The sequence below is a fragment of the Bradyrhizobium sp. USDA 3311 genome, assembly GCF_054062495.1.
In genome coordinates, this window is the sequence record NZ_JBSSFI010000001.1 from 6,116,448 (window position 1) to 6,135,383 (window position 18,936).

The window sequence follows — 18,936 nt, forward strand, 5'->3', positions numbered from 1 at the left end:
CGGCCCGGTCGAGAGGCCAAATGTGACGTACAAGCGGGGCTTTATGAGGGCTCCGCGGCCGGCGCTACCTGCCGCCGCGCGAGACCCGCTCGATTTCGGCCTTGACGATGCGTTCAACCAGGCCCGGCAGGTTGTCGTCGAGCCACGACTTCAACATCGGGCGCAGCATCTCCTTGACCAGGTCCTCCAGCGTCCGCGCGTTGCTGCTGAGCACCGTATGAGCCAGCGAGTTGAAGGCGGATTCGACCGCCGAGACCGTCGATTGCGCCAGGATCGGCTGCTGCGGCGGCAGCGGCGGCGGCGGCGCATCGAAATCCACCGACGCGTAGGACGGCGGCGACGCCGGGCGCGGTGGCGGCGATTCGGCGAATTCGAGATCGTCGCGCGGCTCGACCTTGCGGAAGCTCGGCGGCGGCGGAGGCGGCGTCGGCTCCGGGTCCATCGCCATGTCGTCGGTCAATTCGAGCACGTCGGGCTCGGGCTCCGGCTCAGGTTCCGGAGCGCGGACCTCGGGCGCTGACGTGGCTGTGTCGAGCCCCGCCAGCAGCGCATCGATATCGTCCTGGCTGTTCGGCCCGACATCCGCGGCAGGTGCAGGCGGCGGGGGCGGCGCCGGCTTTGCGGCCGGCGGCGGGGCGGGCTTCTCGGCAGCGGGCTTGGCGGGTGCGACCTTGGATGGCGGAATGTCGTTCATCGGCTTCGGCGGCGCTGCCGGCGCCGCGGCTTTCTCGGGCTTCGCGGTGTCTGCCGGCGGCGGCTTGGCCTCGTCGTCGGCAATGATGCGCCGGATCGAGGCCAGAATCTCCTCCATCGAGGGTTCTGTGACCTTTGCAGGCTGCGTCATCTCCGACTCCACATCATCAACGCCCTCGCATGCGTTGTTTTACACCAAGCACGGCAGGATTGGCCGGTTCCGCAACGGACGCCCCGACATTTTCGTCGCGGCAGGCCGACTTGTCCCCAGATCACGGCTCAACGTGCGGCGGTGCGCCCCTGCCCTCGGCACTCAAGCTTTACGCACACGACATCAGTGCGGGGGCGAATCGACCCGCATCTTCTTGGCAAGGCTATGTCAGGGATTTTGATGATTGCAAGCAAAGCGCCGGTCGGCCTCGGCTGTTTGCGAGGCTGACCGGACACTTATGGGAATCAGCGCCCGTCGGGCGTGCGCACACCAGCCCAGCTGTCGCGGATCTGCTGGTAGTGCACGCTCGGATCGTAGACCGTGGTGTTGAGACCGAGCACCTGCGGCGCGAGACGGCCGACCGCGTTGAGCACCGAATAGGACGCCACCACGCGGTCATGCTGCGCAGTGACGAGCGCAACGCGTGCGTTCACCAGCGCCTGCTGCGCGTTGAGCACGTCGAGCGTGGTGCGCTGGCCGGCCTTGGCTTCCTCGCGCACGCCGTTCAGCGCGATTTCGGAGGCCGTGACCTGCGCCTGCGCGGACTGCACCTGCGCCTTGCCGGCCTCCAGCTGGCCCCAGGCCTGCACAATGTTGGCGCGGGTCTGATCGCGAGTGGTTTCAAGATTCAGGCGTTGCTGCGCCAGGTTCTCTTTCGATTGGCGGATGAGCGAATATTCGATGCCGCCCTGATAGATCGGCACGGAAGCCGTCGCGATGGCGGAAGCGGTCGTCGTTCGGAAGACGGTCAGAGTCTGCTGGAACTGCTGGGTGATGCCCGCCTGAACCGTGACCGTCGGCAGCAGCGCGCCTTCGTTGATCTTGACCTGGAGATAGTTGACGTCGATGCCGTACATCGCAGCCGTGACGCTCGGGTTCTCGACCAAACCGAGATTGACCGCGGCGGCGATCGTCGCGGGCAGGAAGCGGTCGACCGGCGAGCCCGGGGCAAGATTCGTCGGCTCGTTGCCGATGATCCGGCGGAAGTTCGCGCGCGTCGTCGTGAGATTCGATTCAGCGGTCAGAGCCTGCGTCCTGCCCGCAGCCAGCTGCGCTTCGGATTGCGCCACGTCGGTGCGGGTAACCTCGCCGACATTGAAGCGATCGCGCGTCTGCTTGAGCGTCTGTTCGAGCACGCGCACGTTGCTGCGCTGAACTTCGAGCGTTGCCGCATCACGCAGGTAGTCCATGTAGGTGCTGGCGGCCTGCAGCAGAACGGTCTGCTCGAGCACGCGCAACCCCTCGCGAGACCCTGAGACCTGGCTCTCCGCAGCGCGCGTCCTGTTGGCGGTCTGATTGCCGTTGTAGAGCGTCTGGTTGATGGTCAGGCTGGCGGCGTTGGGCTGAAGAGGATTGGGTTCATGGATCCCCGGGCCCCTCTGCACCTGTTGGATATCCTGATATTGATACCCGGTGCTCGCCGTCAGCGCGACCTTGGGACGATAGCCTGACAAGGCCTGCGGCACGTTTTCGTCAGTCGAGCGCACCTGGGCGCGCTGTGCGTTGAGCTGCGGATTGTTCTGATAGGCGCGCACCAAGGCGGCCTCGATCGTGTCCGCCAAGGCAGGCGTCGGCCCGGCAAGCGCCAGCACCAAGACCGAAACCGCAGCTCCGGTGAAGAGCTTCACCCCATGCATCCCAAAAATTCCGTTCATTCTAACGTCCGGCTCGTGCCCGCGAGCTGGGTTACCGTCTACCGAGTGGAGTCGTTGCCCCGTCGCAACATAGGACGCGGATTGGCGCGACGGAACTACCTCAAGGTAGTTCTCGGTGGAAACTCTTCACGTGCAGCATCCCGGCCACACTTCTGATTCAGAACGGGATTTTAACGGGCTTTGGAGCGTCAGAAGACGAAGGCGGCGGCCCGTTCCAGCCCTGGGAGGACCGGGGCGGCGGCATCGAACAGCGCCCGATGGCCGAATTCGCCGTGGGTATGGGTCACGATCACGGCCCGCGGCGGCCGGGATTCGGCAGATACCCCCACCAGACGCCCGCCTTCCCTGAGCTGCCCGAGCAGCCCTTCCGGCGTCACCTCGACAGCGCCATTGAGGATAATGACATCATACGGTGCGGCAGAGGGGTCACCCTCGGTGCAGGAAGCGGCCTTGCAAGTGACATTGGCGAGCCCGAGGGCGGCGAAGGCGTCCTTGGCTTTCGCAACGAGAGCCGAATCGCATTCCGTCGCGGTAACCCGACCCGCCAGCTTGGCGGCCAGTGCCGCGAGGTAGCCCGTGGCGCAGCCGACCACCAGCACGTTGTCACCCTCGCCGATCTCGGCGGCCTGGAGCAGCTTACCGGTCAGCTGCGGCTTGATCAGGAACCGCTTGCCGCCGCCCTCGCTCACATCGAGGTCGAGGTCGAGATAGGCCAAGGCCTGGCGGCTCGCCGGCACGAAGGCCTCGCGCGGAACCGTGAGCATGGCGTCGAGGACACGGCGATCAGTGACGTCGTTGGTGCGCACCTGGCCATCGACCATTTTGAGGCGCGCGGTCGAGAAACCGGACATTTGCGGACCCTGAAATGCGGACGATGCCGCGGACGAAAGTTGCCGGCATCTTTGGAACATGCCCGGCGAAAACGCAACATGGCCGTTGGCCTCCGCCGGCCAACGCCTCCGCGACTCGCCGCATCAGGGGGCGATGGACTATTCGATCGTCACCGCGAGGCGGCCGATCAGGGCGGCGACCTCGTCCAGCCGCGCCGAATCGGGCGTCTCGACCGCGCGCGCCAGGCAGGCGATGCATTCGTCGTCGCTGAGCTCGGGAATGTCGGCCGGCAGAATCGAGGGAGCCAGGTGGGCACGGTCGATCTGGATGTGGGGCATGGGAATCAGCTCCGTAAGGGTCCGGCCCTGCCAAGCTTGATTTGAATTAAGTCGATTTGGTGCCAAGCCGCACGGTGGCGAAGCAGCGGTCGGGACACGTTTGCTTGAACACGATTCTGCGTCGGATTCGGGCACGCACCGTGCTGAGAGATGGCCCGAGCGACATCGCACGCCACATCAAGGCGCGACTGCAAGCTACTGAAATTAAGACGGAATTTGGCTCCCCGGGCTGGATTCGAACCAGCGACCATCCGATTAACAGTCGGATGCTCTACCGCTGAGCTACCGAGGAAAGGGCGAACCGTTCGTTCGCGCGCGGCTGCGTATAACAAAGCCGGTTGCGCTTGCAAAGGACGAATTCGTCATCTTCCGCAACGCGCCTGAGGAAGGGCCGGACGGCCCCTCCTCCGGCCATGTCGGGCGGAAAACTATTCGGCGACGAAGGACGTGGTCTTGGTGCCGGAGTCGTAGCGCAGCCGCAGCGCGGTGAACTTGCAGAGGTTGACGTTCTTCCAGAGCACCGACTCGTCGTAGTTCTGCCAGTCGACGCGGATGTTCCAGACACATCCCTCGTCGTCATCGTCGAACTCGACATAGGTGCTCGCCTGGTTCTGCAAAACCTTGTCGAGTTCGTTGTCCCATTCGTCCAGGCCATCGTCCGGCGCGTTGAAGCCCAGGAATTTGATGGCATAGCCGGTCTCGTTGACGACGGTGACGTTGCGGGCGTCCGCCGCGAACGACGGTGTGGCGGCGATCGAAAGACCGATCGCGACCAGTGCAGCCAGAAAATACTTCATGTGAAATTCCCCCGATCGAAACAGGCTTTAAGCGCCTGACGTCGATCGGCGCAGGCGCCGCGGCAACCAATGGCGTTGCCTCCAACGGTTCGTCCGGAGCGTGATCGAAACGTTCAACACGCCTCGATCAGCACTCCGGAGCTGTGCGCGACGCGAGACGCGCACAGGGATTTCTTATCGATTCGAATTCTCCGCAGCAATGAACGGGCGTTCATAGATCGGCGGCGTTCGTTTTCTCCGCCGCGGGCGCCGGCACAGCGGCGCCGTTGCTCTTGCCCGTCACGGCGCCGACCAGCGCCTGCACGGGATCATCGCCCGGCGCAAAACCGCTCTGGCGCAGGATCTCGTCGATCATCGGACGCAGCGCGTGCACCTTGAGCAGCTCGCCCGCGAGCCCTTCGCCGAAGCCGACATTGCCTCCGCCGGCGCCATTGCCGCCGAATGCGCCGCCGGTGTGCAGGATGCGGACGTCCTTCAGGTTGGCGATCGGCTTGACCATCTCGGCGAGGGCCGACGGCATGATCTCGATCCGCTTCTTGGCGATCTCGAAGTCGATGACGTTGCTGCCGAGCTTGTTCTGCGCCTCGTTCTTCATGGTGATGACGGCAGCTTCCGCCTCGCCGATGTTCCGGACGCCGACCGCCTTGATCTTGTTGGACTCGGCCTCCGCCGTCGCCAGCGTCTTGGTGGCCTCGGCGCGATCGAGCGCGGCTTTCTTCTCGGCTTCGGCCGCCACGATCACCTCGGTCGACTTGCGCTCGGCCTCGGTGCGCGCGGCAAGCACCTGGGTGAGACGGGCACGATCGGCGACCTCGACGGCACGCGCGGTCACGACCTTTTCCTCCGCGGAGACGGCGATCGCCTCGGCCGTCTTGGCCTCGGCGACGGCTTCCGAGGTCTGCTTGCTCTTGGCCGCGATCTGGATCTCGTTCTCCTGGGTCGCGATCTGGATCTCGCGCTGCGCGTCGGTCTTGCGCTTGTTGATCGCCAGATCCGACTCGATCACGGCGGTCTCCTTGACCTGCTTGGCGCCGGCCTCCTTCTCGGCGACCGCCCGGTCGGTGTCGATGCGGGCGTTCTCCTCGGTCAGGCGCGCTGTCTGCGTTGCCGTCGCGACTTCCGCACGGGTGCTGGCGGTCTTGTTGGCGATGTCGCGCTCCTGGGAGAGCTCGGCTTCCTTCTTGGTGCGTTCGATGGTCAGCGTCTGCTGCCGCGCCTCGAGGTCCTTCTGGGCGATCGCCACCTCGTTGTCTCGCACGATGGCGTTGCGGTCACGCCGGCGGGTTTCGGTGATGGTCTTGAGCTGGGTGAGACCTTCGGCGTCGAAGAAATTTTCAGGGTTGAAGAACTTCACATCCGTCTGGTCGAGCTTGGTCAGCGACACCGATTCAAGCTCGAGACCGTTCGATTTTACGTCCGACTCCACGGTCGCCTGCACGTGTTTGACGAAATCGCTGCGCTTTTCCTGCAGTTCGAGGATGGACATGGTGGCCGCCACCGAACGCAGGCCGTCGACGAATTTTGCCTCGACCTGGTTACGCAGGGCTTCGGCGTCATTGGTCAGCGCGCCCAGCGTCTGGCTGGCGAGCGCAATACTCTCGTCGTCGGGACGGACGCGCACGTAGAACTCGGCCACGATGTCGACGCGCAGGCGGTCCTTGGTGATCAGGGATTCCCGCTCCTTGCGCTCGACGGTGAGCCGCAACGTCTTCAGATTGACGCTGGCATAGGAGTGGAAGATCGGCAGGATCATCGCGCCGCCGTCGAGCACGACCTTCTTGCCGCCGAGGCCGGTGCGCACGAAGGCCTCGTCGCGCGTGGCGCGCTTGTAAAGGATGGTGAAGACGATCCCCAGGACGACGATCAGCGCGACGCCGATCATGGCCGGGACTGCGATGTCGAACATGACTTTCTCCGCTAATGAGCTTGGCTGGCTAAGTGCTTAGAGTCGGCTTGGACGGCTTGAGTTCATCGTCGGCCCTGACCGCGACGAAGCGGGTGCCGGCGCGATCCACCAGCAGGACCATGGTTCCCTGCTCCAATGGTCCAGATGCGGGCGCTGCGACCGCCCAGACGAAGTGCCTGTTGCCGTGGACGTCGGCGACGCTGACACGGCCCGGCGGCCCCTGGTCGAGCGGACCGATGACGACCTCGCCGACGCGGCCGACGAGGTCGCCGAGACCGACGACATAGCTTTCATCCTTGGGAATGACCCGCGCGATGCCGCGGCTGGCGGCGCGGACCAGCGGAACCGAGACGGCGACGGCCCCGATCGAGGCGACCGTCGCCGGCATGGGACCGGCGACCATCCGCGCGACGTCCTGGATCAGGAAGCCGGTGATCGAGAACGCGCCGAGCGCCAGCAGCAGGAAGATCAGCAGCGGCACGCCACCGACATTGATCCAGGAAATGGCGTTGAGCACGCCGTTGTCGCTGGGGTGACTGAAATCGATGCTGGTGCCCAGCATCTCGCTCAACGAGGCCCCGACCAGCATCGTGACCACCTCGAGCGAGCCGACGATGACGATCATGGCCGCCGCGATCGCGAACGGCCGGACCTCGGGCGCCATGACGTGTTCGAGCAGTGCGCTCATGACACATTACTCAGGAGCGCGACTTCAACCGCGCCAGCCTCGCTGCAATCTCCTTGTCGCGATGCAACGTGCTGAGCTCGTCGATGTCGCTTGAAAACGGGATGGCAGCCGGCACGCCGGTGGCGCGCGCCACCGCCCTGCCCGCACGCAGCGCCTTCGCCGCAGCCGAGGCACCACCGGGCTTCCGGGGTGACGTCGCGGCCTGGTGGCTTGCGTGGGCCTCGCTCTTTTCGAGATCCGCGCGGCGCTGCTCGGCATCCTGCAAGGCCGACAGCACGGCGCGCAGCGACGTCACGCTACTCTCGATCTTCTCGTTGTTCTCGTCGATGGCGCGGGAGAGCACCTCGAACTGCGCCTCCAGATCCATCTGGCGCGCGATGCCGGCGCGCGCAAGATCATCACGCCCGTCCGCGATCACGCTCTCGATCTTGGCCGTGAGATCGGTCATCTCGCGCTCGATCTCGGTGCGCCGCGCGTTGAGGCGGTATTCCTCGGCGCGCGCCGCCGCGAGCGCGTCGCGGGCCTCAGCTTCGGCGCGCTCGATCTCGCGGATGGCCTGGCCGACCACTTTCAGCTTGTTCTTGCCTTCCGCCTGCTCGATCGCGTCATAGGCGATCCCGGCGATCAGGCGCCCGACCCGGGACAGGAAATTGTCGGGGGCGGCAGCGATGGTATCCATGGCATTCTCCTCCTCTGGCAGACTGTTCGGCGTGACGCCGTAGTGAACTTCAAAGCCGTCGTCGGTGCGGATCAGGTGTGCGGGCGCGCTCTGCCCCCAGCCCTCGGCATAACCGGCGTAGTCGAAGGGCACGCTGAAGCGCCCTTGCACGGTCGCAATCGAAATGGTGGCGGGCCCCTTGATCTTGGCGAGCTTGTCGTCGAGCGGCAGGCGGCGCCCTTGCGCGGCGCGATAGTCGGCGCGGTCGCGCAGACCCAGCGTCACCAGCCGCGACGGCAGTGCGGTTGCTTTCCGGATCGGCTCATAGGCATGGGCGTGGAGCAGGACCACGTTGGAACCCACGTTATGGGTCCGCGCAACCTCGTCCAGGATCTCCATCATGCGGTCATAGGCCTGGAATGTCGCCTCCATGGCGGCCTTGGCGGCCGGGTCAGGGGCAAGCCTGTAACGCAGCGCGGACGGCGCGTTTCCAGGCCGATCACGTTCCACTGATCCTTATGCACTCTATGAGTTGGTCGCTGACGGGCTTTGGCGCGTTCAAGGCTGGCGATCACCCCTAGATCACAGCCGATCAAGACTTCTTGCACGCGCGGGTTGCAATTTGAGGCGAAATGGAGGGAGCGTTCGGCAACGGTGCTTGGTGCTTGCTGCTCGCTCTCGTGTCCCGGACGCGCTGCAACGTGAAACGTTGCGGCGCAAAGCCGGGACCCAGGAAGCCGCAACGTACGCTGTGGCATGGGCCCGGCTCTGCAGCGCGTCACTTCGTGCTGCGCAGCGTCCGGGGCACGAGACCAGAATTGGGGCTCGACTCTCTTAGCGCCGTCATTGCGAGCGCAGCGAAGCAGAATCTTTCCGCGGCGGCAGTCCGGATTGCTTCGCTGCGCTCGCAATGACGGAGTATTCGTAGGATGGGTAGAGCGAAGCGAAACCCATCAAAGCTTTTTCTGCGCGCGCCGAAGCATGATGGGTTTCGCAAGTGCTGTACCCATCCTACGACCTTGCAGACACACCTTCGTGTCCTCGCGGCTCATCTCGCCCGAGCTTTTGCCTCATCTCGTCACCCTCCTCTCAAAGGGCGCAGGGAAGACCGGGTGCCGACTGGCACCCGAGGTCCACTGTGCGAAAGGTGGCTACGAAAATCTGCACAGCGGCATACAGGTGAAGCCATAACAACCGGCCTTCCCTGCGCAGTGGTTTGACGGCTTATGCCGCGCTCTCCCCGGGGAGCGATGCACTATTGCGCCCGTCGCCTTGCGGATCGCTGATGCGAGTGCCCGGTCGGGCCGCCGCATCACCGCAAGACTTGGCGCACAGACCCCGGGCGCCAGGACGACACGGTTTTGCCGTACGCAAATCACACCGGTCGTGTGCGCGACGGCCTTCGCTCACGGTTGCCCGCCCTGCGATGCCCTCGCGCCGATGTGACTGGCGTCCACCGCAGCTCACCCCGCGTGTCGTGACGATCGCGATACGCCCCTCTGACCGGGATGAGGTGGCGCACGAATACGCCAAAGCCGAATTTCGGTAAAGTGGAATCTTTTCGCCTGAGCGGATTGACCCGCGGCTTGGGTGTCTTGCCCGACGGGCAACGCAAGGGATTGTGGGGTCGCAGGGTGGGTTAGCGCAGCGTAACCCACCACTGTCTATCTCCGCAGAAGCAGAAGTGGTGGGTTACGCCAGCCGACCAGCGCTTCGCGCAGCCGCTCGGCTAACCCACCCTACAAAGCACACATGCCTCACGGCCGCCGGCACACCAGGTCGATCTCGATCAGCGCGTCATAGGCAAGCCCGGTGACGCCGACGCAGGTGCGGGCCGGCAGCCGGTCGGGCGCGAAGTAGGTGCGGTAGGTCTCGTTCATCGCGGCGTAGTCTTCCTTGAAACGCGTGAGGTAGATCCGCGTCATCACGACGTGCTCGAGGCCGAGATCGATGCCGGCCAAAACCACTTTCAGGTTCTCCATCACTGCTCGCGTCTGCGCCACGATGCCGTCGGGCAGCACGCCCGGCGACTGCGGCGTGTCCGGCATCTGGCCGGTGACGAAGACAAAGCCGTCGGTCTCGACGGCGTGGCTGAAGGGCGCGACCGGCTTCGGTCCGCCGCTGATCATGTGGAATTTCACTTGGGATATCCTTGGGGTTAGGAGGCGTTCTCGAAAAGGCGCTTGCTGAGGATGGCGTGCACGCCCCAATTGCCATCGACGACTTGCGTGACGCCGAAATCGACGGCGGCCGACATCAGCGCGATCGCCTCGTCCTCGCTGAGGCCCTTCACGTTCATCAGGAAGCGCCGCATCTTGCGGAAGGCATCCTTCATGGCAAGGTCGAGCGAGGATTTAGCGTAGACCTCGCTCTGCCCCTGCGCGCCGAACTCGGCGAGATAGTTGGGATGGCTGAAGCCGGTCAACACCCAGTCGGTCGTGGTCTCGATCAGGGGATAGGAGAGATCGGCGAAAGGCTGGCCGGCAAGGTCGGCCTTCTTGTGCAGGATCACCTCGAAGGTGCCGGTCATCGAGCACTCGATCGCGGTGCCGCTGAGTTCGCCGTCGCCCTGGGCTGCGTGGGGATCGCCGACCGACAGCAGCGCGCCGGGGACGGAGACCGGAAGATAGACGGCCGCCCCCTTCCCCAGCCGCCAATTGTCGAGATTGCCGCCGAAATAGGACGGCGGCACGGAGTCGACGAAATCGACCTCGCGCGGCGCCACCGCGATCACGCCGAAATGCGGCCGCAAGGGAATGCGGATTCCGTCGAGCACGGCGTGGCGGCGCTTGATCGTGGCGGGCATGACGGGAATGCCGGGATAGTCGTAGGTCGCGTGCACCACGCCGAACGGATCGGTCTGGGGCTCCCAGCGGTAGGAATACAGCGCGCGGGCGTGCGGCGCGTCGGTGTCGTCAAATATCTCGTAGATCGTCACGGCTTCGCGCGGCTTCGGACCGCCGAGAAACTCGTTGTAGTGATAGCCCCACCACGCCGCGACCGAGGAGCCGAACACGCGGCCGACATGGATCGGATTGCGGCTTGCGCGCGGCACGATGTCGAGGATGCGCACTTCCAGAACGTCGCCGGGCTGGGCGTCCTTCACCGCGACGGGCCCGGTGCAGATGTGCACGCCAAACCCCTCGCCGGCGCCGCGGCCGAACACGCTGGCATCCATCGGCCCTGCCCCGCGGCGATCGACGTTCTTTCGATCGCGCGTCCATCCGAACACGCTCTCGGCGCCGGCATCGCCCGCGATCATCATGTCGGGTGCGTCGGAGGCGTGTTGGGTCAGCGTCTCGATGGTGATGGTGTCACCCGAAGCGATCTCGATCTGTGGCTGCAATGAGCGGCTGAAATAGCCCCAATGGACGCGGCTGGCCTCGACCGGGAGATGGTGATGCCTGCGCTCCGTTGTTGTGCGCTCCTCGGCGCCGGCACACGCGACGCTGCTGCGTGCCTCCACGCTCGGATGCACCCGGAGCTGCGCCAGCGCCTCCTGCGGCCAGCCACGCTGACCGGCGACGCCGTGCTGCGAGGTCGCCCGCTCCGCCTCCTGCTGGCGAAACTCGCGCGGCGGCAGACCGAAGCGATGGCGGAAGGCGCGGCTGAAATGCGCGGAATCGCCAAAGCCATAGGCGTAGGCGATCTCCGAGATCGAGCGATGCGCCTCCGCCGGATTGGACAGGTCGGCCCAGGCGCGCTGGAGCCGGCGTTCGCGGACGTAGTGGGTGAAATTATCGCCGACCGTCTCGAACAGCTTTTGCAGGTAGCGCTCGGAAATCCCCTCGGCCTCAGCGACGCGCGCGGGCACCAGCTCGGGATCGTCGAGCCGGCGCTCGATGGTCTGGCAGATCCGGTGCAGGAGCGCCGCCTGTGTCGCGCTCGAGCCAGCCTCGGACGTCGAGGCCGCCAGTTGATGCGCGAGCGTCAGGAGGAGATCGACGAGGCTCTGCGCGACCGCATTCCATTCGGCATCGCTCAAGCTGTCGAGCGTGCGCGCGGTCGCATCGAGCAGGCGCGCGAACACATCGGCAAAGCCGCCGGGCGGCACGACGCGGGGCTCGCCGAGCCGCGGCTTGCCCGAGAAGCGCCCGTGCAGCGCTTCGGAGGTCACCGACAGCACGATCGCGCGCATGTCGCGCTGGAACACGATGCTCCAGTCCCCGATGCGCGGCAGCAGCACGAGATGTCCGACGGGAACGATGCGGTGGCCGCCGGCGCTCTTCAGCACCATGCCGTCCTCGACCGGCATCAGTGCGATCGGAATGTCTTCGTTGAATTGCGAGAGCGGACCGATGGTCTGCGCGCCCGCGGCCATGCGCGTCAGCGCGACGCCCGCAGTATGGCGATGCGATGCGGTTGCATGTCCGTCAAGGAAGGAATGGCCGGTCGCCGGTTGCAGGCCGACGGCAGCCAGCACGTCCCGCCAGGCTTCGGGGCGGTCGTCTTGCGCGTAGGACTCGCTCGTGAACGGCCGGAAGCTCATCGGATCAACCCAGATTGCAGTTGATCGAAGCAACCTCTGTGCCAGACGCACGCGATCCTCCGTCGCTGCGACGGGCCGCAAATGGGGCTCGCTGGTCATCTGTTCATTCCGAAAACAGTCTAACTTTCAACATGTTAGAGCATGATGAGCTCGTCTTGACGCTCGTCATTCCGGGGCGCGCCGAAGCGCGAACCCGGAATCCATCGGGTGCAGAAGACGGTGGTGAAATGGATTCCAGGTTCGACGCTTTGCGTCGCCCCGGAATGACAAGACGGAGAGATTAGTCGCACCGGAAGATGTTCTTGCGGATCGTGCCGTGGACGCCCCAATTGGCATCGACCACCTGGGTGATCCCGAAATCGGCGCCGACCGACAGCAGCGAGATCGCCTCGTCCTCGCTGAGGCTGTGCACGGTCATCAGGAACCGGCGCAGCTTGCGGAACGCATCGCGCATCGCACGGTCGAGGCTCGAGTGATTGGCGATCTCGGTCTGTGCGTCGGCACCGAGGGTTGCGAGATAGTTCGGATAGGTGAAGCCGTAGAACGACCAGGCCTGCTCGGTCTCGAGCATCGGATGGTCGAGGCCTTCCAGATTGGTGCCGGCCAGATCGGCCCTCTTGTGCAGGATGAATTCGAAATCGCCGGTCAGCGAGGTCTCGATCGCGGTGCCGCCGAGCTCGCTGTCGCCCTGGGCGGCGTGGGGATCGCCGACCGAGAAATAGGCGCCGGGAACCGCGACCGGATAGAACATCCGCGCGCCCTTGCCGATGCGCCAGTCGTCGATGTTGCCGCCAGTGTAGCTCGGCGGGATCGAGCTGACGAAATCGGCTTCCGACGGCGCAAGGCCCATGGTTCCGAAATGCAATCGTGCGGGCACCTTCATGCTTGCGAGGATGTTCTCGCGCTTCCTGATGGTGGCGTGGTCGACGCGGACGCCGGGATAGTCGATGGTCGGATGCACGATGCCATCAGGGTCGGTCTGCGGCGTCCAGACATAGTTGTACACCGCCTTCGCGTAGGGCTCGCCCGAGGTGTCGAGCTCGAAGATGGTGACGACCTCGCGCGGCTTCGGCTCCTCGATCAGGTCGTGGTAGTGAAAGCCCCAGTTCGCTGCGACATTGGAGCCGAAGCAGCGGCCGGCATGGCAGGCGCTGCAGCTCGGCCGCGGCCTGATATCGAGGATGCGCACTTCGAGAATGTCGCCGGGCTCGGCGCCTTCGATCGCGACCGGGCCGGTGAGGAGGTGCACGCCGATCCCCTCGCCCGCGCCGCGGATGAACGGGCCTTCGACGGGGCCCGAGCCGCGCCGCGCCACCGCCTTGTGCTCGCGCGTCCACTGGAACACGCTCTCGGCGCCGGGATCGCCCTGGATCATGCGCTCGTAATCGTCGTTGGCGTGATGGGTCAGCGTCTCGATGGTGGCGCGGTCGCCCGAGCGCAGCGTCAGGGCCGGAGCGACCGTTTTGGAGAAATAGCCCCAGTGAACGGTTTTCGGCGAAACCGGCAGCGTGAAATGCGTCATGAGGTGGCCTCTTCGGGAGTCTTGAACCTTGTGGAGACTGCGCTCATCGGACCGCCTCCGGTGTCTTGTCGGCTTCCATTATGCTGAGGAAGCGCGCGGTGAGCGGATTGCGGGGGTTGGAGAGCACCTCGTGCGCCGGCCCCTCCTCGATGATCGTGCCGCCGCTCAGGAAAGCGACGCGGTCGGCGACTTCATCGGCGAAGCGGATCTGGTGCGTCGAGATGATCATGGTGAGGCCATCGTCGATGGCGAGGCGCCGGATCACCTCCAGCACCTCGTTGACGAGCTCGGGATCGAGCGCGGAGGTCGGCTCGTCCAGCAGCAGCACGCTGGGGTTCGGCGCAAGCGCCCGCGCAATGGCGACGCGCTGCTGCTGGCCGCCGGAGAGATGCCGCGGCAGCGCATCGGCGCGGTGCGACAGCCCGACCCGGTCGAGCAGCTCGGTGGCGCGGCGCTCGGCATCGATCCGGGGCATACCGTGGACCCATCGCAGAGGACCGGCGATGTTCTCCTTTGCCGACAAATGGGCAAACAGATTGAACTGCTGGAACACCATGCCGACGCCGACGGTCGCCCGCTCGTTGGCGATCGCCCGCGGCGACAGCAGCTTGCCGTCGTCGTCAAAACCGAGACGCCGGCCGCCGACGCGCACGGTGCCGGCGTCCCAGTTTTCGAGATGATTGATGCAGCGGAGCAGCGTGCTCTTGCCGGAGCCACTGGGGCCGAGCAGCGCGACCACCTCGCCGACGCGGACCGTGAGGTCGAGACCTCTAAGCACCTTTTGCGGGCCATAGCTCTTGGTGAGGTCCTTGGCCTCGACCGCGATGTTGTTGCGCGCGATCGTCGCGGCGCGGCGGGTGCGCTCCTCGCGGGTCAGCGCCAGCGGCGCGGTGTCCGTGAGCTCTGCTTGTGCGGGCTCCGGATCATCAACGGTGACGGCTGCAAGTTCGAGCTTGGTGCCGAGATCGACGCGGCGCCACGGCAGGTAATCAGCAAGCTTGCGCTCGCGGCCCTTGGCACGGTCGAGATCGAGCAGCCATTCGACGAACAGCTGGATGACGCTGATGGTGGCGGTCAGCACGAGATACAGAAGGCCCGAGGCGAAGAAGATCGAGAAGAAGTCGAAGGTCGAGGACGCCAGCTGGGTCGAGCGCAGCGTCAGCTCCTGGACCGCGACGACGGAGGCGAGCGAGGAATTTTTCAGCGCGCTCACCGCCTCGTTGCCGAAGGCCGGGATCATGGTGCGGATCGCCTGCGGCGCGATCACCCGCCACATCAGGATCCGCGGCGTCATGCCGAGCGCCTGGCCGGCGGTCACCTGCCCGCGGTCGACGCCGAGCACGCCGGCCCGCAGCATCTCGGCGATGAACGGCGCCTCGTTGCAGGCGAGCGCGAGGCCGGCAGCCAGCACCGCCGGCAGCTTGATGCCGATATGCGGCAGCGCGTCGTAGGCGAACACCATCTGGAGGATCAGCGGCGTGCCGCGGAAGATCACGGTGTAGGCCCTGGCGATCGCCGCCAGCAGCCAGAAGCGGGAGAGCTGCATGCCGGCGAGGATCAATCCGAGGATCAATCCGCCGCCGAGCCCGAGGGCGGTCACCTCGAGGGTGAGCTCGATGCCCTCGAGCAGATACGGCATGCTCAGGTAATGGAGGAACAGCGACATCAGTCAGCCGTCAGGATGTCCGGCTCCTTGAAGTTGTTCACGTCGAGCCCATGCTTCTTGAGAAGCTCCATATGCGTGCCGGCCTTCTGCACCTCGATCAGCGCGGCGAGCACGGCGTCGCGGAATTTCGGCTTGTCTTTCGGGACGGCAATGCCGACCGAATACGGGATCGTCACCGCGATCGCCTTCTCCAGCTTGTCCGGATAGGCCTTCACCGCGCTGTCGACGGTGTTGACGTCGTTGACATAGGTGTCGGCGCGGCCGGCGAGGATCGCCTGGATGCAGTTGGCGTTGTTGTCGTAGAGCTGGATGGTCGGCTCCGCCTTCCCGGCCTTCTTGCATTCCGGGATCAGCGCCTGGATCAGGGGCACCTCGACATAGCCGGTGTTTTCCGCGGCGGCCGCACCGCACATCGACATGTTGATGCCGTTGATGCCCTTCGGATTGCCCTTGGCGACCAGCACGCCATCGAACACCTTCGAGTAGGTGATGAAGTCGGCGGCCTTGGCGCGCTCCTTGGTGGCGTAGATGTCGGAGATGACGATGTCGGCCTGTCCGGCGGCGAGTGTGGTCAGGAGCGCCGCGAACACCACGGGCTTGTAGGTCAGCTTGAAGCCGAGGCATTCGCCGATGGCCTCGCCAAGATCGATGTCGAAGCCGATATACTTGCTAGGGTCCTTGGGATCGATCGTCTCATAGCCCGGCGTGTGCGGGTTGATGGCGTTGACGAGCGTCTTGCCCTTCCAATCCGGATATTTCCCCTGGAGCGCGGCGCAGGCGGCGGGCGCTGCGGCCTGCGCGCTGAGCGGTGCGGCGAGAACGCCGAGAGCGATGGCGGCGCCGAGCGCGGCCTTGTGCCACGGCAACGATGAGCGTGCGATCCCCCGCCGCACGTTCCTCCGTACTTGGGGCAATACCCGTCTCTCCATATCCAGCTCCTTCGAATTGTCATGGCACTGGCCATGTTCCAGATCTCGGGAGCGAGCCTAGGTGGAGTGCGCCGGGGAAAGCTTGTCCGCGGGCGTACAAAAAATTGGATGGAGGGGGCCCGCAATTTGGGCAAGCCGCTGCACAAAAACTGTTCGCAGGCTTTGCGCGCGGTGAATCGATATTCCGAATTCGGTGGAACCAAATGATCTCGTATCACGCAGGGGTCTGCACGATCAGGGAACCATTCGGTTGGGTCATTTGACAGAGATGTGACGCGTTACGGACGCATCTGCGTGCGATATCCAAAGCAGATCACGCCCCTCCACAGCCTGTCCGCAGCATATCCACAGGGTGACTATGCCGGATTCGCGAGGCCGCACGAGCCACTTGCTGCGCACAAACTCACAGACCCGCTATGTCAGCCGCCGGCCTGATCGAACACGGAACGGCAAGCCTCGCTCAAGCTTGACCGGTTACGGCGCAGGCAGGCCGTGATGGCGCGGACATTGGGGATCTCGCCGGCGCAGAGCCGGTAGACGTCGGGGGTGCAGGCCCGGCGCTGCTCCGCCGTTCCCTGCTGCGCGTGAGCCGCGGAGGCAAACAGCGTCAGGAACAGTCCGACCGTGGAGGCACGGCGCGCCCGGCTCTTCACACCCGCAAACCGCAAGAACCTTGCCTTCATGACGAAGTCTCCTGTCTGCCCGGCCCGCGTTGGCCGGTTGTGTGCAGGGGTAGGAGAAATAAATCGCGGAGAATGTGATCCCTTTCACACGGGCAGCCAGCCCGGGACGCCTAAGTTCTCGCGGGGATTTTCAGGAATCGCTAACCATACGGGACCTGATCGCCGGATCGCTAAAATGCGAACGATCGGCTCAATCGGGAAACAAACCGGCTTTGCGACATTGCGCCATCCGCGTTCCGGAGGGTGCGATGAGCGAAGCCGAATTCAACTTGCTGCTGGATGCCGTCCGCGACGCCATGGTCCATGACGATTTTGCGCCCGCGCCGGAGGAGGAATTCGTGCCCCGCTCGTGGAGCTTCGACGCAACGCCCAAAGCCGCCAATGACAATGAGGGCGCTTGGCCCATGCTGCCGTTTCCCGACGGCTGGTACGCGGCCTGCTGAGGCCACCTTCACCGTGAACAGATGCGCCCCCGCCTGCTGGGCGGTTTGGCATCGCCATGCGCCGGAACCCGGCGCGGCCACGATCAATTCTTGACGCGCTCCTCGCCGTCCTGCGGCACCCGGTCGGGTGCGGCCGGCGGAAAGATGCTGTCATAGATCGCACGGGCCTCGCGAATGAGACGGGCCCGCTCCAGCTCGGATTTCGGGACAAATCGAACGACGTCGCTCACGTGCTCTCCAGCTTTCAGGGTTCGTGACGCATCACTTCGCAGATGCGAAGTCTATGCCATCGGGCCTGAATCGCTGGTTTCCGCCAAGCCCCGGGCAAACCCGGTGGCAGCGTCCCGCCTCACCCCGGCAGCCGACGGCGAGCGGCATCGGTGGAACCTGCGCCGAATTTGATTTTTTGGCTGAAAAATCAGAAGCTTGTGATGGAGGCCACGACCAGAATTGAACTGGTGTACACGGTTTTGCAGACCGTTGCGTAACCACTCCGCCACGTGGCCCCGTAAGGGCGGACCAATATAGGGGATCAATGGCTTAGGCAACCCCGACCGGGCGGCTAAGCCTTCGCGCCAGCGAGATATCGGCCGAGAATCTCCTCGGTCGCGCCGGCAGCGGCGAACCAGCAGGATCGCGCGGATGATGTAGGCCGACCTCAGGCTCGCTTGCCCCGCCGGACACCGCGCCGGCGGTCCTTGACCACCGGCTTCGGCGCCAGTTCAGGCATCTCCGCCTGCACCTCGCGATAGCGCGTCAGCATCCGCTCGAAGCTCGCATGCAGCGTCTCGGCGATGTCGGGGCGCCGCTCTAGGCCTGCCAGGATCGCAGCAGCCGCTTCGATGGTCGACAGCCCGTCCTTGCGCGGCTCCTTGCGCAGGCGCCCGTAGCGCGAGGGGCGCGACGGGTTGAGGATCACGCGCTGGCATTTGAGCATCCACGGATTGCGCCACCACAGCGCCTTGGCCTGGCTCCAGGTGCCGTCGAGCAGCACGACGCCTTCGAGCTTGCCGAGGATCGCGCGCTGGTTGTCCGCGACCTCGCCCTTGCGGTTGAGCGCGACGATCTCGGCCTCGGCTTCGAGATCGGCCGCGCGGGCCGAGCCAAGATAGAGCACGGCCCAGTGGGAGGCATTCTCGACCGGCTGCCCGAGCGCCTTGGACAGGCTCGGCCAGGACAGGCCGACGCGCACCACGGCATTGGGGAAGTGCTTCGCAGTCAACCGCGCGGTACCGAGCGCCCTGTCCTGCTCCTGCGGATGCTGGAGGATCAAGAGGCCGAGGCGATTTTCAATGGGCGCGACACTGTCGCAGATGCACAGCGGCATCGGCTTCTGGCAGTGCGGACATTCGGGGATCGGGTCGGCCGGCGCGGCGGCAGTAGGGTTCGACATGGCCGCCGCTATACGCTTTGCACGGCGGTTCAAC

General features: G+C 65.2%; 17 protein-coding genes and 2 tRNA genes. 1 reads left to right on the forward strand and 18 read right to left on the reverse strand.

The window, feature by feature from the left end; all coding sequences use genetic code 11:
- Window positions 1-64: 64 nt before the first annotated feature.
- The 15 genes from ACVWW6_RS29365 to ACVWW6_RS29435 all read right to left on the reverse strand — a co-directional run bounded on the left by ACVWW6_RS29365 (window position 65) and on the right by ACVWW6_RS29435 (window position 17,066).
- Window positions 65-844: a PopZ family protein gene (locus ACVWW6_RS29365; protein WP_456681814.1), complete on the reverse strand. Its 780-nt coding sequence runs from the start codon at window positions 842-844 to the stop codon at window positions 65-67.
- A 305-nt stretch (window positions 845-1,149) separates the two neighbouring features.
- The gene (locus ACVWW6_RS29370) at window positions 1,150-2,541 is read right to left on the reverse strand and encodes a TolC family outer membrane protein (RefSeq protein WP_456683195.1); all 1,392 of its coding nucleotides are present in this window, start codon (window positions 2,539-2,541) and stop codon (window positions 1,150-1,152) included.
- Between the two features lie 206 nt (window positions 2,542-2,747).
- Window positions 2,748-3,410, reverse strand: coding sequence for a protein-L-isoaspartate O-methyltransferase family protein (locus tag ACVWW6_RS29375; RefSeq protein WP_271612597.1), 663 nt, complete (start codon window positions 3,408-3,410; stop codon window positions 2,748-2,750).
- Between the two features lie 138 nt (window positions 3,411-3,548).
- Window positions 3,549-3,728 (reverse strand): hypothetical protein, encoded by a 180-nt coding sequence (locus tag ACVWW6_RS29380; RefSeq protein WP_011087243.1) that lies wholly within the window; start codon window positions 3,726-3,728, stop codon window positions 3,549-3,551.
- 217 nt (window positions 3,729-3,945) lie between these two features.
- Window positions 3,946-4,020, reverse strand: a tRNA-Asn gene (locus ACVWW6_RS29385).
- 136 nt (window positions 4,021-4,156) lie between these two features.
- Window positions 4,157-4,525 carry a hypothetical protein gene (locus tag ACVWW6_RS29390; protein ID WP_060912259.1) on the reverse strand — a complete coding sequence of 123 codons (369 nt, stop codon included), beginning with the start codon at window positions 4,523-4,525 and terminating at the stop codon, window positions 4,157-4,159.
- Window positions 4,526-4,736: 211 nt separating this feature from the next.
- Window positions 4,737-6,431: a flotillin family protein gene (locus ACVWW6_RS29395; RefSeq protein ID WP_456681815.1), complete on the reverse strand. Its 1,695-nt coding sequence runs from the start codon at window positions 6,429-6,431 to the stop codon at window positions 4,737-4,739.
- 28 nt (window positions 6,432-6,459) lie between these two features.
- Window positions 6,460-7,119 carry an OB-fold-containig protein gene (locus ACVWW6_RS29400; RefSeq protein ID WP_456681816.1) on the reverse strand — a complete coding sequence of 220 codons (660 nt, stop codon included), beginning with the start codon at window positions 7,117-7,119 and terminating at the stop codon, window positions 6,460-6,462.
- A 10-nt stretch (window positions 7,120-7,129) separates the two neighbouring features.
- The gene (locus ACVWW6_RS29405; RefSeq protein WP_456681817.1) at window positions 7,130-8,287 is read right to left on the reverse strand and encodes a PspA/IM30 family protein; all 1,158 of its coding nucleotides are present in this window, start codon (window positions 8,285-8,287) and stop codon (window positions 7,130-7,132) included.
- A 1,247-nt stretch (window positions 8,288-9,534) separates the two neighbouring features.
- Complete coding sequence (locus tag ACVWW6_RS29410; protein WP_011087239.1) at window positions 9,535-9,918, reverse strand: RidA family protein; 384 nt, start codon at window positions 9,916-9,918, stop codon at window positions 9,535-9,537.
- A gap of 17 nt (window positions 9,919-9,935) precedes the next feature.
- A complete protein-coding gene (locus tag ACVWW6_RS29415) occupies window positions 9,936-12,266 on the reverse strand; it encodes an acetamidase/formamidase family protein (protein ID WP_456683196.1) in 2,331 nt (776 codons plus the stop codon).
- Between the two features lie 280 nt (window positions 12,267-12,546).
- Complete coding sequence (locus tag ACVWW6_RS29420) at window positions 12,547-13,788, reverse strand: acetamidase/formamidase family protein (RefSeq protein ID WP_456681818.1); 1,242 nt, start codon at window positions 13,786-13,788, stop codon at window positions 12,547-12,549.
- A gap of 43 nt (window positions 13,789-13,831) precedes the next feature.
- Window positions 13,832-15,454, reverse strand: a complete 1,623-nt coding sequence (locus ACVWW6_RS29425) for an amino acid ABC transporter permease/ATP-binding protein (RefSeq protein WP_456681819.1) — start codon at window positions 15,452-15,454, stop codon at window positions 13,832-13,834.
- The gene (locus tag ACVWW6_RS29430) at window positions 15,454-16,383 is read right to left on the reverse strand and encodes an ABC transporter substrate-binding protein (RefSeq protein WP_011087235.1); all 930 of its coding nucleotides are present in this window, start codon (window positions 16,381-16,383) and stop codon (window positions 15,454-15,456) included. The genes ACVWW6_RS29425 and ACVWW6_RS29430 overlap by 1 nt, the downstream gene beginning before the upstream one ends.
- A 419-nt stretch (window positions 16,384-16,802) precedes the next feature.
- Window positions 16,803-17,066, reverse strand: coding sequence for a hypothetical protein (locus tag ACVWW6_RS29435; protein ID WP_028174083.1), 264 nt, complete (start codon window positions 17,064-17,066; stop codon window positions 16,803-16,805).
- A 248-nt stretch (window positions 17,067-17,314) separates the two neighbouring features.
- Here ACVWW6_RS29435 and ACVWW6_RS29440 point away from each other — a divergent pair, with 248 nt between their 5' ends.
- A complete protein-coding gene (locus ACVWW6_RS29440; protein WP_456681820.1) occupies window positions 17,315-17,509 on the forward strand; it encodes a hypothetical protein in 195 nt (64 codons plus the stop codon).
- Between the two features lie 83 nt (window positions 17,510-17,592).
- Here ACVWW6_RS29440 and ACVWW6_RS29445 read toward each other — a convergent pair whose 3' ends face one another.
- The 3 genes from ACVWW6_RS29445 to ACVWW6_RS29455 all read right to left on the reverse strand — a co-directional run bounded on the left by ACVWW6_RS29445 (window position 17,593) and on the right by ACVWW6_RS29455 (window position 18,902).
- Entirely contained in the window at window positions 17,593-17,739 is a 147-nt protein-coding gene (locus ACVWW6_RS29445; RefSeq protein WP_165448159.1) for a hypothetical protein, read from the reverse strand.
- A gap of 202 nt (window positions 17,740-17,941) precedes the next feature.
- A tRNA-Cys gene (locus ACVWW6_RS29450) sits at window positions 17,942-18,015 on the reverse strand.
- 152 nt (window positions 18,016-18,167) lie between these two features.
- Entirely contained in the window at window positions 18,168-18,902 is a 735-nt protein-coding gene (locus tag ACVWW6_RS29455; RefSeq protein ID WP_028174085.1) for a tRNA-uridine aminocarboxypropyltransferase, read from the reverse strand.
- Between the last annotated feature and the right edge of the window lie 34 nt (window positions 18,903-18,936).

Coding starts and splice junctions, on each gene's coding strand:
- ACVWW6_RS29395 (WP_456681815.1), bottom strand. CDS start 6,431: ATGTTCGACATCGCAGTCCCGGCCATGATCGGCGTCGCGCTGATCGTC.
- ACVWW6_RS29420 (WP_456681818.1), bottom strand. CDS start 13,788: ATGACGCATTTCACGCTGCCGGTTTCGCCGAAAACCGTTCACTGGGGC.
- ACVWW6_RS29390 (WP_060912259.1), bottom strand. CDS start 4,525: ATGAAGTATTTTCTGGCTGCACTGGTCGCGATCGGTCTTTCGATCGCC.
- ACVWW6_RS29440 (WP_456681820.1), top strand. CDS start 17,315: ATGAGCGAAGCCGAATTCAACTTGCTGCTGGATGCCGTCCGCGACGCC.
- ACVWW6_RS29415 (WP_456683196.1), bottom strand. CDS start 12,266: ATGAGCTTCCGGCCGTTCACGAGCGAGTCCTACGCGCAAGACGACCGC.
- ACVWW6_RS29370 (WP_456683195.1), bottom strand. CDS start 2,541: ATGCATGGGGTGAAGCTCTTCACCGGAGCTGCGGTTTCGGTCTTGGTG.
- ACVWW6_RS29400 (WP_456681816.1), bottom strand. CDS start 7,119: ATGAGCGCACTGCTCGAACACGTCATGGCGCCCGAGGTCCGGCCGTTC.
- ACVWW6_RS29435 (WP_028174083.1), bottom strand. CDS start 17,066: ATGAAGGCAAGGTTCTTGCGGTTTGCGGGTGTGAAGAGCCGGGCGCGC.
- ACVWW6_RS29425 (WP_456681819.1), bottom strand. CDS start 15,454: ATGTCGCTGTTCCTCCATTACCTGAGCATGCCGTATCTGCTCGAGGGC.
- ACVWW6_RS29455 (WP_028174085.1), bottom strand. CDS start 18,902: ATGTCGAACCCTACTGCCGCCGCGCCGGCCGACCCGATCCCCGAATGT.
- ACVWW6_RS29430 (WP_011087235.1), bottom strand. CDS start 16,383: ATGGAGAGACGGGTATTGCCCCAAGTACGGAGGAACGTGCGGCGGGGG.
- ACVWW6_RS29380 (WP_011087243.1), bottom strand. CDS start 3,728: ATGCCCCACATCCAGATCGACCGTGCCCACCTGGCTCCCTCGATTCTG.
- ACVWW6_RS29375 (WP_271612597.1), bottom strand. CDS start 3,410: ATGTCCGGTTTCTCGACCGCGCGCCTCAAAATGGTCGATGGCCAGGTG.
- ACVWW6_RS29365 (WP_456681814.1), bottom strand. CDS start 844: ATGACGCAGCCTGCAAAGGTCACAGAACCCTCGATGGAGGAGATTCTG.